At 70.2% G+C, this 17,689-nt stretch carries 13 protein-coding genes; 5 read left to right on the top strand and 8 right to left on the bottom strand.

What is annotated here, in order from left to right:
- Positions 1 to 75 precede the first annotated feature (75 nt).
- The 8 genes from D7V88_RS00065 to mxcK all read right to left on the bottom strand — a co-directional run bounded on the left by D7V88_RS00065 (position 76) and on the right by mxcK (position 13,173).
- Positions 76 to 1,353, bottom strand: coding sequence for a 3-deoxy-7-phosphoheptulonate synthase class II (locus tag D7V88_RS00065; protein WP_120538518.1), 1,278 nt, complete (start codon positions 1,351 to 1,353; stop codon positions 76 to 78).
- A complete protein-coding gene (gene mxcG, locus D7V88_RS00060) occupies positions 1,350 to 5,699 on the bottom strand; it encodes a myxochelin non-ribosomal peptide synthetase MxcG (RefSeq protein WP_120538517.1) in 4,350 nt (1,449 codons plus the stop codon). The genes D7V88_RS00065 and mxcG overlap by 4 nt, the downstream gene beginning before the upstream one ends.
- A gap of 37 nt (positions 5,700 to 5,736) precedes the next feature.
- A complete protein-coding gene (locus D7V88_RS00055; protein ID WP_120538516.1) occupies positions 5,737 to 6,642 on the bottom strand; it encodes an isochorismatase family protein in 906 nt (301 codons plus the stop codon).
- A 14-nt stretch (positions 6,643 to 6,656) separates the two neighbouring features.
- Complete coding sequence (locus tag D7V88_RS00050; protein WP_120538515.1) at positions 6,657 to 8,291, bottom strand: (2,3-dihydroxybenzoyl)adenylate synthase; 1,635 nt, start codon at positions 8,289 to 8,291, stop codon at positions 6,657 to 6,659.
- Complete coding sequence (gene dhbC / locus D7V88_RS00045) at positions 8,288 to 9,538, bottom strand: isochorismate synthase DhbC (protein WP_244237876.1); 1,251 nt, start codon at positions 9,536 to 9,538, stop codon at positions 8,288 to 8,290. The genes D7V88_RS00050 and dhbC overlap by 4 nt, the downstream gene beginning before the upstream one ends.
- A 144-nt stretch (positions 9,539 to 9,682) precedes the next feature.
- The gene (locus tag D7V88_RS00040) at positions 9,683 to 10,456 is read right to left on the bottom strand and encodes a 2,3-dihydro-2,3-dihydroxybenzoate dehydrogenase (protein ID WP_120538542.1); all 774 of its coding nucleotides are present in this window, start codon (positions 10,454 to 10,456) and stop codon (positions 9,683 to 9,685) included.
- Between the two features lie 160 nt (positions 10,457 to 10,616).
- Positions 10,617 to 11,900 carry a myxochelin B biosynthesis transaminase MxcL gene (gene mxcL / locus D7V88_RS00035; protein WP_120538513.1) on the bottom strand — a complete coding sequence of 428 codons (1,284 nt, stop codon included), beginning with the start codon at positions 11,898 to 11,900 and terminating at the stop codon, positions 10,617 to 10,619.
- A 37-nt stretch (positions 11,901 to 11,937) separates the two neighbouring features.
- Positions 11,938 to 13,173, bottom strand: coding sequence for a myxochelin export MFS transporter MxcK (gene mxcK / locus D7V88_RS00030; protein ID WP_120538512.1), 1,236 nt, complete (start codon positions 13,171 to 13,173; stop codon positions 11,938 to 11,940).
- 288 nt (positions 13,174 to 13,461) lie between these two features.
- Here mxcK and dhaL point away from each other — a divergent pair, with 288 nt between their 5' ends.
- From dhaL to D7V88_RS43760, 5 genes are all read left to right on the top strand, one after another.
- Positions 13,462 to 15,147 carry a dihydroxyacetone kinase subunit DhaL gene (gene dhaL, locus D7V88_RS00025; RefSeq protein ID WP_120538541.1) on the top strand — a complete coding sequence of 562 codons (1,686 nt, stop codon included), beginning with the start codon at positions 13,462 to 13,464 and terminating at the stop codon, positions 15,145 to 15,147.
- A 239-nt stretch (positions 15,148 to 15,386) separates the two neighbouring features.
- Positions 15,387 to 16,130 (top strand): DUF6310 domain-containing protein, encoded by a 744-nt coding sequence (locus tag D7V88_RS00020; RefSeq protein ID WP_341870643.1) that lies wholly within the window; start codon positions 15,387 to 15,389, stop codon positions 16,128 to 16,130.
- Between the two features lies 1 nt (position 16,131).
- Positions 16,132 to 16,920, top strand: coding sequence for a DUF5953 family protein (locus tag D7V88_RS00015; protein WP_120538510.1), 789 nt, complete (start codon positions 16,132 to 16,134; stop codon positions 16,918 to 16,920).
- A 185-nt stretch (positions 16,921 to 17,105) separates the two neighbouring features.
- On the top strand, positions 17,106 to 17,456 hold the full coding sequence (locus D7V88_RS00010; RefSeq protein WP_147448538.1) for a hypothetical protein: 351 nt from the start codon (positions 17,106 to 17,108) through the stop codon (positions 17,454 to 17,456).
- Positions 17,457 to 17,463: 7 nt separating this feature from the next.
- Positions 17,464 to 17,689 (top strand): hypothetical protein (locus D7V88_RS43760; RefSeq protein ID WP_208726038.1); only part of this gene is annotated, 226 nt, incomplete at its 3' end.

Below are 17,689 nucleotides of genomic sequence, written 5' to 3'. Positions count from 1 at the left end.
ATGAAAATGGTTCTCATTATCAACGGCGCGACGTTTAGCCGCTTCGGTTCGGGACTGTCAAGGCCGCGCGCCGCGTCAGGCCGCGCGGGCCTGGGGGGCGCGCACGGTGTGGAGGCCGTCTGCGACGCGGAAGGCGAGCTGGAGGGCCTGATCCGCGTTGAGGCGGGGATCGCAGTGCGTGTGGTAGCGGCTGGAGAGGTCGTCCTCGGAGACATCCAGCGGGCCGCCCAGGCACTCGGTGACGTCCTGGCCGGTCATCTCCAGGTGGAGGCCTCCGGGGTGGACGCCCTCGGCGGCGGCGACCTGGAGGAAGGCCATGACCTCCGCGAGGATGCGCTCCAGCGAGCGCGTCTTGTAGCCGTTGCTCGCCTTGTGCGTGTTGCCGTGCATCGGGTCGATGGACCACACCACGGGGCCGCCGTGGCGGCGGGTGGCGGCCATCAGGCGCGGCAGGGCGGTGGCGACCTGATCCGAACCGAAGCGCCCGATGAGCGTGAGCTTGCCCGGGGTGCCCTGGGGGTTGAGCGTGTCGATGATGCGCAACAGGTCGTCCGGCTCCATCGTGGGGCCGCACTTGAGGCCGATGGGGTTCTGGATGCCGCGCATGAACTCCACGTGGCCGCCGTCCAACTGGCGGGTGCGCTCGCCAATCCAGAGCATGTGCGCGGACGTGTCGTACCAGCCGCCCGTCGCCTCATCGAAGCGGGTCATCGCCTGTTCGACGTTGAGGAGCAGGGCCTCGTGGCTGGTGAAGAAGTCCACCGGGCGCACGGCGCCTTCGGCTTCCGGCCGGTGTCCCAGGAGGCGGGTCAGGTCGGTGTAGCCCTCGCGAGCGAAGGCGCGCACAAGCTGCAGCGTCTCCGCGGACTGGTGGTACGCGCGCAAGAGGCGCTGCGGATCCGGCGTGCGCTCGCGCGAGTTGAAGTCCATGCCGTTGATGATGTCGCCGCGGTAGCTGGGCAGGGTGACGCCGTTGATCGTCTCCGTGGCGCTGGAGCGCGGCTTGGCGAACTGGCCCGCGATGCGGCCCACCTTCACCACCGGGCAGCCGCCCGCGAACGTGAGCACGCCGGCCATCTGCAACAGGAGCTGGAAGGTGTCCCGGACGTTCTCGGCGCCGAACTCCTTGAAGCTCTCCGCGCAGTCGCCACCCTGGAGCAGGAACGCCTTGCCTTCGGCGACCTGTCCCAGCGCGTCGCGCAGCCGGCGCGTCTCCTCCGCGGGGACCAGGGGCGGCAGCTTCGCCAGTTCGGCTTCCACGCGCGCGAGGGCGGGAAGGTCGGGGTAGTCGTCGGGGATGTAGCGGACTGGCTTCGCGCGCCAGGAGGAGGGAGACCAGGAAGAGTTCGTCACGGGAGCGCCGATTCTTTCGGAGGCAGGATTCCCTGCGCGACGCAGGAGTCAAGGTAGCGGTAGAGGAGGGTCCGGTCGGTGGGAGGGCACACGACGTCCGTGCCCTCCAGCGCGGCCAGCAGTCGCTCGCAGCGGATGGGACCCAGGCCGAAGGCGGCCGTGGAGTCACCGCTGCGCAAATCGAAGAACGCCAGGGTGGCGTCGTGGCCCCCGGAGCCGCGCGCGACACGCTCGCGCCACTCGGGGACATGACAGAGGTCCAGCGGATAGCCGTAGTCGCGCACCCAGCCGAACAGCTCGGACAGGCGCACCTCCGCGGTGGGCGTCAGGTTGAACACGGCGCCCGGATGCGAACGGCGCGAAAGCTGGACGATGGCGCGGGCGACGAAGTCCACCGGCGTCCACACCTCGCCCACGTCCAGCAGGGGCAGGGCGCGCACGGGAAGCCCCGCGAGCACGATGCGCCACACCAGGTCCTGCGTGTTGACGAGCGCGGTGTCTGGAGCGCCCACCACGCGGCCCAGGCGGTACACTGTCGCGGGCAGGCCGCGCTCGGAGGCCTGCTGCACCAGCCGCTCCGCGATCCACTTGCTCTGCTGGTAGCCGTCGCGCAGCCCTGCGTGCGCGGGGACGAAGGCCTCCGGCACGTCCGGCGCCAGGTTCGTCTGGGGCGCCACCGCGATGGTGGACACGTAGTGGAAGGGCTTGGGGCGCACGGCGGCGGCCAGCTTGAGCAGCTCGCGCGTGCCGCGCACGTTGACGCCCTGGAGGCTGCCGTACTCGCGCACCACGCTGACCACGGCGGCGTTGTGGATGACGGCGTCGCACTCCGCGGCCAGCCCGTGGAAGCGCGCGGCGTCCAGGCCCAGCATCGGCAGGGACAGGTCCGCCGGCAGCGCGAGCACCCGCGACTCCAGCCCCGCGGTGGGCAGCTTCTGGCCGACGAGCGCGGACTTCAGGCGCTCCATCGCCTGGGCCTCGTCCTTCGCGCGCACGGGGCAGATGACGCGAACGTCGGGCACGGCGAGCAGTTGGTGGAGCAGGTGCGCGCCGACGAAGCCGGTGGCGCCCGTGAGGAGCACCTGACGGAAGCCGGTGCCCATGCGGGTGGCCTCGCGCGCCCAGGCCTCGCCGGTGGTGGCGGGGACGATGTCCAGGCCCAGCTCAGAGTCCGCGAGCATCGCGGCGGTGAGGCCGCCGGGTTCGGAGCCCTCCGCGCTGCCGCGCTCCAGGGCCTGGGCGAGGCCCGACACGGTGGGGTGACGGAAGACGGTGGCGACCGGCACCTCGCGGCCCACGGCGATGCTCAGCCGGTTGGCGACCTGGATGCTCTGGAGGGACTGGCCCCCCAGCTCGAAGAAGTCGTCCTGGAGCGACGACGCGGCGCGGCCCAGCACCTGCTCCCACACCTCCAGCACCGTGCGCTCCAGCGGCGTGGCGGTGGCGAGCAGCGCGGCGCTCTCATCCGGAGGCAGCGCGTTCTTCAGCGCGTTGCGGTCGATCTTCCCGTTGCTGGTGCGCGGTAGACGTTCGGCGAACGCGAAGGCGCCGGGCACCATGGGCGCGGGCAGCGCCGTCAGCAGGTGCTTGCGCAGCTCCGCGGGCGTGGGCTCAGGAGAAGCGACCAGGTGCGCGCACAGCCGGCGCGACCCTCCCGGCAACACCTGACCCACGACAGCGGCCTCGCGGACACCCGGATACTTGAGCAACACGGTTTCGACTTCGCCCGGGTCGATGCGGTGACCGCTGATCTTGAACTCGTCGTCCACGCGTCCCACGAAGACGAGCTGTCCGTCGTCGCGCACGCGCACCTTGTCGCCGGTGCGGTAGGCGCGCGGCTGGCCTTCGAGCAGCGCCAGGGTGGTGAAGCGCGCGGCGTTCAACTCCGGGCGACCCAGGTAGCCCCGGGCGAGCGCTCCGCCCATCAGGCACAGCTCGCCTTCCTTGCCCGGAGCGGCCAGCCGGCCCTGCTGCGTGACGACGGCCGCGACGACGCCCGGCAGCGGACGGCCGATGGGCACTTCATCACCGGAGGCGAGCGCGTCGGGACCGGCGAGGGTGGCGACGGTGGCCACCACGGTGGCTTCGGTGGGGCCGTAGGTGTTGAGCAGGCGCACGCGGTCGCCCGCGACGTCGCGCCAGCGGGCGATGCGCTCCGGCAGGGCCGCCTCGCCGCCGATGATGACCGTGCGCAGGGAGTCGGGCAGCACGGCGGCGCCGGTGGACAGGCTGTACGCCAGCTCGTGCCAGAAGGCCGTGGGCAGATCGAGCAGCGTGATGCCGGCCTCCGCGCAGGCGTCCATCAGGCGGGGCACGGACTGGAGCATCTCATCGGTGCGCAGCACCAGCCGCCCGCCCGCGCACAGCGTGACGAAGATCTCCTCGACGCTCGCATCGAAGTGGAGCGGGGCGAACTGGAGCACCCGGTCCTCGGGACCCACCGCGTAGCGCTCGGTCGCGCCCGCGACGAAGTGGGCCAGCGCGTCGCGGGGAATCTGGACGCCGTTGGGCTGGCCGGTGGAGCCGGAGGTGTAGATGACGTAGGCGAGGCGCGCTTCCGGATGGGCGGCGGGCACGGCCGGGGCGTCGCCCTCGCGTCGCTCCAGCTTCTGCACCACCAGGATGCCGGGCGCGGTCGGATCCGCGTCGGGCGTGGGGCGCTCGGACACCAGCATCACGGACGGCCGCGCATCCTCCAGGATGGCCGCGTTGCGCGTGGCGGGTCCCGTCGGGTCGATGGGCAGGTAGCCCGCGCCCGCGAACAGGATGCCCAGGCTGGCGACGATGGCGTCGGTCCCCCGGGGCACCTTCACCGCCACCGCCGTGTCCGGCGTCACGCCCGCTTCCAGCAGCCGCAGGGACAGGGCCTGGGACGCCGCCAGCAGCTCGCGGTACGTCATCCGCCAGCGGCCATGCTCCAGCGCGACCGCGTCCGGCCGGACCTCGGCCTGCGCCTTCAGCAGCTCCAGCACGGGGCGCACGCCAGGCACCGGCCCGCCGTCGAGCACCGACGCGTCCGGACCGGCGACACCCCCGGCGCCCCAGCTCGCGAGGCCCCGGCGCACGGGCTGCTCCGGCGCGGCGAGCAGGGACTCCAGCAGTTGGAGGAAGCCGCGCTGGTGCACGGCCAGGGACTCCTCCGTGTAGCAGGACGGGTTCGCATCCAGGTCGACGCGCAGCTCCTTGCCGCCCGAACGCGCATGGAAGCCGAAGGACAGGTCCTCCACGGGACCGGCGGAAATGTTGTGCGCCGTGGCCTGCACGCCCGCGAAGTCCAGGGCGTAGTCGAACGGCATGATGTTGACGACGGGACCGAACAGCTTGCGCTGCCCGCCCACGAGGCGCAGGTCGCGCCGAAGCTGCTCGTAGCGGTAGCGCAGGTGCGGGCGCGCGGCCTTCATCTCCGCCGCCACGTCGCGGGCCAGCGCGTACAGCCCGGCGTCGGGCCGCACGGCGATGCGCAGCGGCACGATGTTCATCGCCATGCACGGCACCTTGAGCGCCGCCGAACCCAGCCGTCCCATTACCGGCAGGCCCAGCACCGCTTCCGGCGCGCTCGTGCGCTGATGCAGGTAGATGGCCGTCACCGCCAGCACCAGGTCGGACCAGCTCACGCCCGCCTGCTTCGCGCCGGCCTGCAACGCCGCCATCAGCTCCGGGGACAGGTGCTCCGAGCGCCGCAGGAAGCGCGACGACATGGGCGCGGCCTCCGCCAGCAGCGCGGGCACGGGCGCGTCCTCGAAGCGGTTCACCCAGAAGTCGCGGTCCTTCTGGAACTGGGGACCGGCCCGGTACGCCACGTCCTCGTCCAGCACGGGGCCCAGCCGGTTGAAGCCCACGGGGGCCAGCTTGCCGTGGGCCTCCGCCGTGTAGAGCTCCGCCACCCGCCGCGCGAGCAGCGAGAAGCCGTAGCCGTCCATCGCGATGTGGTGGATGCGCTGGAACCAGAAGGAGCGCTCCGGCCCCACGGTGAGCAGGGCCTGGGAGAACAGCGGCCCCGCCGCCAGGTCCACCGTGCGGCCCAGGTCCTTCCACATCCACTCCTGGGCGGCAGCCCAGGGGTCGGCTTCCGCGCTCAGGTCCACGCGGTGCAGCGCCCACTCCGTGCCCGCGTCGATGCGCTGCACGGGCCCGCCGTCACCCGTCACGAAGCGCGAGTGCAGCGCGTCCGACTCCGCCACCGCGCGGCGCAGGGCGGATTCGAAGCGCACCGGCTCCACCGCGCCCCGGAACTCGATGCACTCCCCGGCGTTGTACACCGGGCTCTGGAGGTCGAGCTGTTGCCCCACCCAGATGCCGTGCTGGGCCGCTGAGAGCGGGCGGTTCTCGTCCTGGGATGGGTGCATGACGGGGGGAACTCCGAGGGGGAAGGGGTGCGACGGATTACGAGGCGCGGGCGCCGGGCGCGACGGGGACGGGCTGCTTCGAGGAGAGCAGCGCGTACCAGTCGGTGAGCGTCGGCTTCTCGGCCAGCTCCACGAAGGACACCTCCGTGCCGTGCTGACGCCAGCGCTCCACCAGGCTCATGAGGCGGATGGAATCCATGCCGCGCTCCAGCAGGTTTTCGTCCTCGCCAATCGCCGCCACGGGCTCCATCAACAGCTCCGCCACGTCCGAGCGCAGTTGCGCGCGGTCCACCGACGGCGCGGCCAGCGGCATCGCGTCCATGAGCTGCTGCGTGGAGGTGACGAACGCGACCAACTGCGAGGCGTAGTCGAGCGCCAGCCGGTGCTTCTCCAGCGAGAAGTCCGCCACCGCGTCCGCGACGAGGAAGGGACGCACCTCGCTCATGGAGCCGTCGCTGGCCGTCTGGAGGCAGCCGATGTGCGCGTAGATGCCGCAGATGATGAGCTGGTCACGGCCCTGATCGCGCATGACCTCCATCAGCCGGGTGTTGCGAAACGCGCTGTAGCGCCACTTGGTGAGGAGGATGTCGCCCTCCGCCGGGGCCAGCGCGTCGATGATCTTCTGCTTCTGCTCCGGGCCGCCCCTCAGGCCCTTGCCCCAGAAGTCCAACTGGAGGCCGCGCTGTTCGGGCGTCTGGTCCGGCGGCTGCGCGGAGTACACGACGGGGATGCCCAGCGCCGTGCAGTGGGCGCGAATGCGCTGGATGTTGGCGACCAGCTCCGTCACCGGGGACTGCCCTTGCGTGAAGGCGTCCACGAAGTAGCGCTGCATGTCGTGGATGAGCAGGACGGCGCGCTTGGGCTCCGGCGTCCAGGAAATCTTGTTCCGGGGCAGGTCCGCCGCTCCGGGCATGGCGTAGGGGGCAATGGCAGGCAGGGCCATGGAGGGCTCCAGGGTCAGACAGAAGAAGGGTTGAGGGACTGTCGGAGGCTGTCGCGCAGCGCCTTCTTGCTGACCTTGCCCACCCCCGTCTGGGGGAAGGCCGCGACGAACTCGATGCGGTCCGGAATCTTGAAGGCGGCGAGGCCCCGCTGGCGCAGGAAGGCGTTGAGCACCGACGCGGTCGGCGCTTCGCCGCGCGGGATGACGACGGCGCAGGTGCGCTCGCCCAGGAACTTGTCGGGGATGGCCACCACCGCCGCGTCGCTCACGGACGGGTGCGCGAGCAGGTGGTTCTCCACCTCTTCGGCCGCGACCTTGTCGCCGCCCCGGTTGATCTGATCCTTCGCGCGTCCCTCCACCACGAGGTAGCCCTCGGGCGTCAGGCGCACCAGGTCGCCCGTGCGGTAGAATCCGTCCGTCGTGAAGGAGCGCGCGTTGTGCGCCTCCGCGTTGTAGTAGCCGCGGATGGTGTACGGACCGCGCGTGAGCAGGTGTCCCGTCTCGCCGGGAGCCACCGCCACGTCGTCGTCATCCACCACGCGCAGCTCGTCCGCGTCCGACATGGGGCGGCCCTGCGTGGTGACGATGAGCTGCTCGGGGTCGTCCAGGCGCGTGTAGTTCACCAGACCCTCGGCCATGCCGAAGACCTGCTGGAGCGCGCAGCCCAGCGTGGGGCGCACGCGAGCGGCGGCCTCGTCGCTCAGCCGGGCCCCGCCCACCTGGAGCACCTGGAGGCTGGACAGGTCGTGCTTCTTCGCCTGCGTGGAGTCCAGCCACACCATCGTTAGCGGCGGCACCAGCGCGGTGACGGTGACGCGCTCCCGCTCGATGAGCGGGAAGGCCACGTCGGGGCTCGGGTGCAGCGCCATCACCGCCGTGCCACCGGCGTAGAAGGCGCCCAGCACGCCGGGGGAGCTCATGGGGAAGTTGTGCGCCGCCGGCAGCGCGCACAGGTACACCGTGTCGCGGTTGAACCGGCACACGTCCACGCTGGCCCGCAGGCTGTAGATGTAGTCGTCGTGCGTGCGCGGAATCAGCTTGGGCACGCCCGTGCTGCCGCCCGACAACTGGAAGAACGCCACGTCCGAAGGGGACGGGCCTTCCAGCGTCACGGGGTCGGCGGGCACGGAGGACAGCGCGGTGAACGGACCCGCGTCCCCCAGCACCAGCACGTGCTTCAGCGTGGGCGTCGCGGCGCGCACCTGCTCCGCGAGCGTGCGGTAGTCGAAGCCGCCGAAGCGGTCCGGGATGACGTACGCCACGGCTTCGGTGAAGGCGCAGAAGTAGCCGATCTCCGACGCGCGGTGCGCGGGCAGCGCGAACACCGGCAGCGCGCCCATGCGGAAGAGGGCGAAGATGACTTCGTAGAACTCCGCGACGTTGGGAAGCTGCACCACCACGCGGTCGCGAGCGCGGATCCCCAGCGCGTGGAAGCCCGCGGCCATGCGGTCCACGCGCGCGTCCAGCTCCGCGTACGTCCAGCGGTGCGTGCCCGCCACCAGCGCCACGTGCGTCCCGAAGTCCCGGGCGCGGTCGCGCAGGAGCTGACCGAAGGTCTCCCCGCGCCAGTACCCCGCCTCGCGGTAGCGCTGGGCGAAGTCCTCCGGCCACGTGGGGCAGCCCGCCAGGTGTTCGCGGACGACGCTCACGGCTGCACCCCGGCGCCCAGGCCCATGGCCTGGAGCATGGTGCGGAACTTCGCCTCGGTCTCCGCCAGCTCCGCCTCGGGCGTGGAGCCCACGACGACGCCCGCGCCCGCGAACAGCCGCAGCGAGTTCGCGTCCGCCTCCGCGCAGCGGATGGTGACGGCCCACTGACCGTCGCCGTTCGCGTCGCACCAGCCCACCGTGCCGGTGTAGTAGCCGCGCTGGAACGGTTCGATGTGGCCAATGGCCTCGTGCGCCAGCTCCGTCGGGTGACCGCACACCGCGGGCGTGGGGTGCATCGCCAGCGCCAGCGTCAGCGACGTGATGGACGGGTCCTTCAGCTCGCCCTGGATGCGGCTGGACAGGTGCCACATCGTCTGCGTGCTCACGAGCGACGGGCCCTTGGGCACATCCAGCGACTTGCAATAGGGGCGCAGCGCTTCGGCCACCGCGTCGATGACGACCGCGTGCTCGTGCAAATCCTTGGGGGACGTCATCAGCCGCGCCGCCCGCGCCTGGTCCTCCACCGGATCCGGGCTGCGCGCCGCGGAGCCCGCGAGCGGATTGGCGATGACCTGCAACCCGGAGCGCGACACCAAGAGCTCCGGGCTCGCGCCGATGAGCGTCCGCCGGCCCGCGCCGGGCGCCGCGTCCTCGCGAGGCGGCAGGTCCACCGCGAACGTGTACCCGTGCGGGTTGCGCCGGGCCAGGTTGTGCAGGAGCTGGCGCAAATCAATGGGCGTCGCGGTGTCCAGGTGCAGCGAGCGCGACAGCACCACCTTGCGCAGCGGCCCGTCCTGCATGAGCTTCAGCGCCGCCGCCACGCCGCTCAGGTACGCGGCCGGCTCCGGCACGGGGCGCATCGTGTAGCGCGACGCCAGGGGGAGCTGCGCGGGGGAGGCCGCGTCGAACACCAGTGGGCCCGCGCGTTGCAACGTCATGGGCACCACGAGCTGCGCTTCCACCCGGCCGTCGAAGGGCACCGCGCCCACCGCCACCGGGATGTCGTGCGCCGCCTCGCGAGAAGCGTCCAGCACCGCCGCCACCCGCGCGGGCAGGCCGTCCAGGGAGTTCGTCCCGCCCGCGTGCGGCACCGTCGCGAACACGCCGCGCGCCAGCATCGTGCGCTTGGGCGTCGCGAAGAAGAACGACGAGCCGGCGTCGTAGTCGCGCAGCAGCCGCGTCGCCAACGACTCCTGCTCCGACTCCACCGCCAGGGCCGGGGCCACCCCCAGGCCGTCCACGGGCAGCGTCACACCGCGCGGGTCCTTTGACCCCGTAACGATCTTGGTATCAGTAATCATTCTCAACTCGGAGGCATGGGAGGGGACACGAAGGTCCACCCTGGAGAGGAAGGGGGTGTTTCAGGGAGGCGGAAGCGTCGCGGGCGGGTTTCAGACACCCAGCGTGGCGCCGCCGTCGATACACAAATCGTGCATCGTGATGTGGCGGGCCTGGTCGGACGCCAGGAACACCACGGAGTCGGCGATGTCGTCTGGCGTGGCGATGCGGCGCAGGGGGATGCCGGTGCGAAAGGACTGCAACGAGCCGGCGATGACGGCCTCCGGCCCGCGGTCATCCGACCAGAGCGCCCGCTGCATGGCGGTGTCGGTGGAGCCGGGGGACACGACGTTGCAGCGGATGCCGTGCTCGGCCAGCTCCAACCCCAGACATTTGGTGAACATGGTGGAGGCGGCCTTGGACGCCGCGTAGGCCGCCATCTGCATGCGCGGCACGCCCGCCGCGTTGGAGCCCACCGTGACAATGGCACCCGAGCGCCGGGGCACCATGCGCCTGGCCACCGCGCGCGAGACATGGAACACGCCGTGGGTGTTGACCGCGAAGGTGCTCATCCAGTCCGCGTCGCTCAACTCCAGCGCCGCGCCCATGCGCAGGATGCCCGCCACGTTGGCCAGCACCTGGATGGGGCCCAGCTTCGCTTCGATGATGGCGACCGCGTCCTCGACGCCGTCCTTGTCCCGCACGTCCACCTTGAACGCGGTGGCCTTCAAGTCCTGCTGGCGCAACTCCGCCACCAGCAATTCCAACCCGGCACTGTTCTGGTCGAACACGGCCACGTGCATCGTGCGCGCAAGCTTCCGTGCGACGGCCGCGCCAATGCCCTGGGCCGCGCCCGTCACCACCGCGATTCCTGTCGGCGCACCCATCATCCGCTTGCCCGGTCCGTCCACTGGAGAATGAGAACGGTTCTCATAATCAGAATCCGGAAGTGCCATGGTCGTGAATTCCTGTCAAGAAGGCTCAAGCCCGAAATGACCCACCGCGTGAAACGCCGCGGTGGGGCGGGCGGATTGGTTTGCGAATGTTTCAGGCAGCGCTGGCGGTGGAGCTGGCGGCCGTCTCGCGCAACACCTCGCCGGCGGCGGCGATGGTGTGGTCGATCTGCTGCTCCGTGTGCACGGCGCTGATGAAGTTCAGGTCGCGGCGCAGGATGACGCCCCGGCGGGCCATGCCGGCCTGGAAGGGGATCATCTTCTGGATGTGCTGGGGGATGTCCTTGCTGAAGCGGAAGAAGGGCACGGCGTCGTAGCCGATGACCTCCAGCGAGGAGCCCGTGGCCTTCGCGTGGGCGTTGACGCCCTCCCGCAGGCGGCGGCCCATGTTGGCGATGTGTTCGATGTAGTTGGTGCTCTTGTATTCCTTGAGCACCGCTTCGCACACGGCCAGCGACAGCATCTCACCGCCGAAGGTGGTGGACACCTGGAGGTCGCTCAGCTTGGAGAGGTACTTCTCCGGGCCGGCGATGGCGGACAGGGGCATGCCCGCGGCGATGCCCTTGGACAGCGTGACGAAGTCGGCCTGGACGCCGAAGAACTGCTGCGCGCCGCCCAGGGCCAGGCGGAAGCCGGTGACGACCTCATCCAGGATGAAGAGCACGCCGTGCTTCGCGCAGGTGTCCTTCACGGCCTGGAGGAACTCGCGCGTGATGGTGCGGTTGTAGGGGATGGCCAGCAGGACACAGGCAAGCTGCGCGCCGTGCGCCTCGATGTGCGCGAGCAGGGCGGGCTCGTCCGGGGGCGTGAAGAGCGGCAGGCGGGTGGTGAGCTTCGCGACGGCCGCGGGGATGCCCGGCGTGTCGTACATGAAGTGGTCGTGCCAGCCGTTGTAGCCCACGGTGACGATGGACTCGCGGCCGGTGATGTGGCGCGAAAGGCGCACGGCGGCGGAGGTGGCGTCCGCGCCCGTCTTGAAGAAGCGGGCCATCTCCGCGCCCGGGATGACGTCCACCAGCGCGCGCACGGAGGAGACCTCCACCGGCGTGGGCAGCGAGTGGATGATGCCCTCGGCCAGGTGCTTGCGGATGGTCTCCGCGACGGCCGGGTGGTTGTGGCCCAGCATGTTGGCGCCCAGCGCCTGGATGTAGTCGATGTACTCCTGGCCGTCCGCGTCCTCCACCAGCGCGCCCTGGCCCTTGGCGAGGAACACGGGGAAGGCGCCGGGGGCGAAGTGGTCCGGCTTCTTCATCATCGTCTGGGTGACGCCGGGCACCAGCTTGCGCGCCTCCGCGAGCAGTTGGTTGGAGCGCTCCAGCTTGATCTCGCCCACGATGGGGCGCGGCAGGGACGGGTGTCGGGGAGTGGCCTGGGACATGGAAGGGTCCTTGTGTTCAGGGGGTGGAGAGGGATTGTCAGGAAGCGGGGGTGGCGCTCACGGGCACGGCGCGGCCGGCGAAGACCCACAGCAGGCCCAGCGCGAGCGCGGAGATGCCCACGGCGAAGAAGCCCAGCGGCCCGAAGCCGATGAGCGCGCCGTCGGACGCGGTGGTCAGGAGCAGTCCGCCCATCCATGCGGCAAGGCCAGAGGCGCCGTCGCTGGCGGCCATGTTGACCGCCAGGTAGCGCCCGCGCAGTACGGGCGGCACCCGCGATGCGACCAGCGCCATGGTGGGGATGGCCCGGCCGGAGGTGAGCGTCATGAAGACCACGAACACCAGCGCCACCACCGGCAGGGGGGAGGGCGGCAGGTGCGTGAAGAGCAGGTGCGGCACCATGGTGAACACCAGCAGGCCGGCCAGCACCCGCGCGGGGCCCAGGCGATCCGCGAGTCCGCCAATCCACCGCGAGCTCAGCAGCGTCGCCGCGCCGCCGGCCAGATACACCCACGGCAATTCCGACAGGGACAGGCCCAGGTTGCCCACCATGAAGGCGCCCAGGTAGGGGATGAGCAGGAAGCTGGCGAACACCACCGTGAACGTCAGCACCCAGCCCAGCGCCAGGCGGGGCGTGAAGACGGAGGCGGGCGACGAGGCATCGCCAGCGCCGGGCGCGCGGGCAAGGTGTCCGTCCACGCGGGGAAGGAAGCGCAGCAGCAGCAGCCACACGAGGCCGGCCACGGCCGCGAGGACGACGAAGGGCGAGCGCCAGCCCCAGAGGTTCGCGAGGCCCAGGCCCAGCGGCACGCCCGCCACCGCGGACAGCGCGTACGCCGTCATCACGGTGCCAATGGCCTGCCCCCGGCGCTCCGCCGGAACCACGTCGCTGACGATGGCGATGACCACCGCGCCCATCAGCCCCGCGCACGCCCCGGCCACGGTGCGTGCCACGAGCAGCCCCACGGCCCCGGTGGCCGCGCCGCACAGGAGCGTGGCGGTGATGAAGCCCGCGTAGAGCATCAAGAGCGTGCGCTTGCGCTCCAGCCGGTCCAACCAGAACACGCCCAGGACACCCATGGCCGCGGACGCGAGCGTGTACGCGGACACCAGCGCACCGAACCGCGTCGCCGACAGGTCCAGCCGCTGCATCAGCAGGGGCCCCAGCGGCATCAGCATCATGAAGTCGACGACGTGCGTGAACTGCACCGCCGCCAGGAGCCACAGCAGCGTGCGCTCTCGCGCGACCGGGGATGGAACACTCAAGACAGTCACCTGGGATCCAGACACACGTCGGCCCTGTCCCTGTCCGGCAATGCCAGACAGGTTCCGGCCTGGAGCCGACGCACCTCGCGCCGGACCCGCCGTGCTTGTTGCGAGTCAGCGAATGATAATGAGAATCATCCTCAGAAACAGGGGCGAAGTCAATGGAAAACGGGATTCGTGACGCAACCGTCCAACGGAGGGCTTGCCACTTCCTGCTCGCTTGACGGGCAGGTGGGCGGGCGGAAGGGTGGGATCTGGAGCTGTCTGTTCCGTTCCTTTTCCGCCGAGGTCACGAAGGTGAAGAAGCTCGTCAATGCGCCGCTCGAAGTGGTCCGGGAGATGCTGGAGGGGTTCGTGGCGCTCGCGCCCGGACAGGCGCTGCTGGAGGGGGAGACGGTGGTGGTGCGCGCGGACGTGCCGGCGGCGCTGGGCGCGCGGCGGGTGGCCATCCTCTCCGGTGGTGGCAGCGGGCACGAGCCCGCGCATGCGGGCTATGTGGGCGCGGGCATGCTGCACGCGGCGGTGGCGGGGGATGTGTTCACGTCGCCCAGCGCGGACGCGGTGCTGGCGGCGATCCGCGCGGTGGCGGGAACGGCGGGCGCGCTGCTCATCGTGAAGAACTACACCGGCGACCGGCTCAACTTCGGGCTCGCGGCGGAGCTGGCGCGGGCGGAGGGCATCCCGACGGAGGTCGTCGTGGTGGCGGACGACGTGGCGTTGCGCGACACGGTGGAGCCCGCGCGGCGGCGGGGCATCGCGGGCGTGGTGCTGGTGCACAAGGTCGCGGGCGCGGCGGCGGCGGCGGGTGCGTCGCTGGCGGAGGTGGCGCGCGAGGCGACGGAGGCGGCCAGTGCCCTGGGCAGCATGGGCGTGGCGCTGGGGCCGTGCACGGTGCCGGCGGCGGGCCGGCCGGGCTTCACGTTGGGCGAGGGCGAGGTGGAGCTGGGATTGGGCATCCACGGCGAGCAGGGAGTTCGCCGCGTCGCGCACCAGCCCGCGGATGCGCTGGTGGACACGTTGCTGTCGACCATCGTGGAGGACCGCGACATCGGCAAGGGGGAGCGCGTGGCGCTGATGGTCAACGGCCTGGGGGGCACGCCGCCCATGGAGCTGGCCATCATGACGCGCCGGGCGCTGGCGTTCCTGGCGGAGCGGGGCGTGAAGGTGGAGCGTGCGTGGCAGGGCACGTTCCTGTCCGCGCTGGAGATGCCGGGGTGTTCGCTCACGTTGCTGAAGGTGGACGACGCGCGGCTGGCGCGGCTGGACGCGGCCACGCAGGCGCCGGCGTGGCCGGGCAGGGGGACGCTGGTCGCGCAGCGCCGGGTGGTGTCGACGCGAGGGGCGCTGCCCACCATCCAGGGACATCCGAAGCCCCAGCCGCAGATGGCGAAGGTGAAGGCGGGAGCGTTGGCGGTGGCGGACGCGTGGGATGCGGCCGAGGCGAAGCTGACGGAGCTGGACAGCGCGGCGGGGGACGGGGACCTGGGCTTGAGCCTGGCGCGGGGCGCGGCGGCCATCCGCGCGTTGCCGGAGGGCGCATGGGGCACGCCGTCCGGGGCGTTGATGGAGCTGGGGCAGGCGTTGCGGAGGAACATCGGCGGCAGCTCCGGGCCGTTCTACGCGACCGCGCTCCTGAGGGCTTCGCGCTACCTGACGAACAAGGTGCCGGACGCGGCGGACTGGGCCAAGGCGTTCCAGGTGGCCGTCGAGGCGGTGTCGGAGCTGGGCGGTGCGCGGCCCGGGGACCGGACCATGGTGGACGCGCTGCACCCGGCGGCGGAGGCGATGGCGCGCGCCGTGCGCGAGGGGAAGTCACTGGGCGAGGCGTGGGCGGAGGCGACGCGCGCGGCGGAGCAGGGCGCGGAGGCGACCGCGGGCATGACGGCGCGGCTGGGACGCGCGAGCTACCTGGGCGAGCGCGCGAAGGGGATTCCCGATGCGGGCGCGGCGGCGGTGGTCATCTGGATGAAGGCGCTGGGGTGAGGCGCTGGGGGGCGTGACGTGATGAAGTCCGCTGAGCCCCTGCTTCATGAACGGACAAAATCATGTTGCGCATCTGCCTCGCGTTCCTGCTGCTCCTTTCGGCTTGTGCGACAACAGCTCCGAGCCCTGAAGGACCGGTCGCATGGAACCCCAGGATGTCCCGCCTTCAGAAAGCAGCCACGTTGCCCTGGAGGGACGAAGGGCGGTGCGCGGTCCAGGAGGCTTCTCATTCCTGGTCCGTGCTGGTGGAGCGGTGTTTTCACGCGCTCGATACCCGGAAGATTCGCTTTCGCGATGCGGAGCGACGGTGCCTCGTGGCTTCAACGGACGCGGCGACGGTGTCAACGCTGGTCGGCATCTGCCTCCTGACGCAGCCAGAGATTGTCGTGGGAGCGGTGATCATCGTTGGCGTGGTGGTGGTCGCGGTCGCCATCCAAGAGGAGTTGGATGCATATGAACTGAGGCGGCAATACCCCGAGGAAGAAATAACCCGAGAGCCCGTGCCTGAAACAATCCCCATCGCGCATGCTCCTTTGGAGAAGCGGGGACCCAGGTCTGAGCCATCAGGCCAGGACTGGTTCCCTCCGGGGACTCCCGAATTTCCAGATCGAGAGCACGGTCCGGAGTGCATTCCCAAGCGGGTGCCCCCCAAGGGTGGAAACTCCTTGCACAACATGTGCGCTGACAATGTTCCACTCAATGCATTTCGTGGTGCCAACGTCCTGGTCAATGGCAAGGCATTTGACGCGCTGCAGCCTGCCACGCGCACATTGTGGGAAGTCAAAACCACCGCCATTGAGACATACAAGCGGTTCGTCCAGCAAATCGAACTTGAGAAACAAGTGGCGGAAGGGCGGCGCGAACGCGACCTTGCGGCGGCGTGTGGCTATCGATTTGTCATTGGCGTTCGGACTGAAGAGCACAAGGCGATGCTGGAGCGCCTGGCGCCCGACCTCACGATCGTCCTCATGCCCTGGTGCTAGAATGACGACAACACAAGAAGCCCTTGGCATCAGATCCTATTCGACCCTTTCCGGAGGAGAGGAAACCCGTCTTGTTGCCGCGGTCCAGGGTCTGGAGCGTGCGCTCCCCGGTCTGCGTCTGGAGTGGACTGTCTCCGATGAGCACCAACTCGTCCACCTCCCGCAACGTGATGCATGGCTCCTCCAGGCGATGAAGGACAGGAGAATTCCCTTCGTCTGCAACAACGACGAAAACCATCCGGCGACGCTGTCTGCATTGGAAATATCAGCGAACTCCGCTCCTGGCGGTCAGCCACTGCTCGACGTCCACGCGGACCTTCCTCTGACCCCTGAGGTCATCGCAGCGTCGGCGCAGATGGTGGAGGTCGTAGCGGAGGCCACCCAAGCGCTGTGGGGCGAAGCCACGCCCTTCCGCGCGGCAGTCGATATCGCCAGGCAGACAAGTCGCACGTTGGCGGGGCCGCCCAGTCCGCCCCGGGGACTGCCAGCGCTCAAGCTTCCAGCAGAAATCCGCTCGCCAGAGATTCCGCACCGCTTGGGATGGTTGAACTACTGGTCGGCCACGGCTGCTCGGGCCATCGGGTTTCCGGATCCCGACCGCGATGCGGAGCTGCTCTCGCTGTCGCGCAGTACCGCGACGGGTGGGTGGATTGTTCGCCTCACGGAGGCGCCGCTCGATTTCGAAAACCCTGGTCATCTGGAAGTCGTCCTGCGGGCCTACGAGCGGTTCCCGGAGATTGGTGGACACTCTCGCCCCTCGCGAAGCTCCAAGAGGTCTCCACCGCCGTGATGACGCAAACGAACGACACGCTGTCCCTTCCTCACACCCCGAAGCCGACGAAGAAGGGCCTGGATGCCAGAGCGATCCGGGCGTTGGGACTCGTGGTGGCCTGCACGTCGTTTGCCTGCACTCGTGCGCGGGTGCTCCCGGCTGCGCTTCCTCCCGCGCGGTGTCCGCTTGGTGCGGTCCAGGCCATGGAGAAACTGGGCATCGCAATGGGCCAGAGACAGCCTGCGGTGTTCATCCAGGGGAGGCCCCGCTACATCACCGTGCGAGACGGACTCGTCAAAGTCCACCTGGTGGGAGACATGGGGCGCATGCCGGACCGCACGGTGCTGTCCGGACAGCTCTTTGTGCGAGATCGTGTCTTCGGTCGGCTCACCTGGGCGACGCCTCCGACCGGCGACAGTTTTCCTGTCTGCCTGGAGATTCGCAGCGAGAATGATGCCAGGGGAATGGCGCGGAAGGATGGGGATGAGAATTCCTCGTCCAGCGCCCTCATCTTCACGACAGGTGACGTGAAGGCCGTGCCTGAATTCGAGTGACGCTCACATGGATGACATCCAACGCGCCCGCCGGAGTTTGTGCGTTTTCTTCGCGGTGTTGATTCCTCTCACGGCGCTCGCGGAGTGGGCCATCATCCGCCGCATCGCGTTCCTTGACCCAACATCCAGGGTCCTGCTCCTGATGTGGTGCCCGGCTGTCGCGTCCTTCGTCGCACGGCTCGTGTTGCGAGAGGGATGGGCCGACCTCTCGTTCCGCCTGGGCGGGAGGGCGG

It is taken from the genome of Corallococcus terminator, assembly GCF_003611635.1.
Lineage (GTDB): Bacteria > Myxococcota > Myxococcia > Myxococcales > Myxococcaceae > Corallococcus > Corallococcus terminator.
This window is presented reverse-complemented; position numbering and strand designations above follow the sequence as displayed.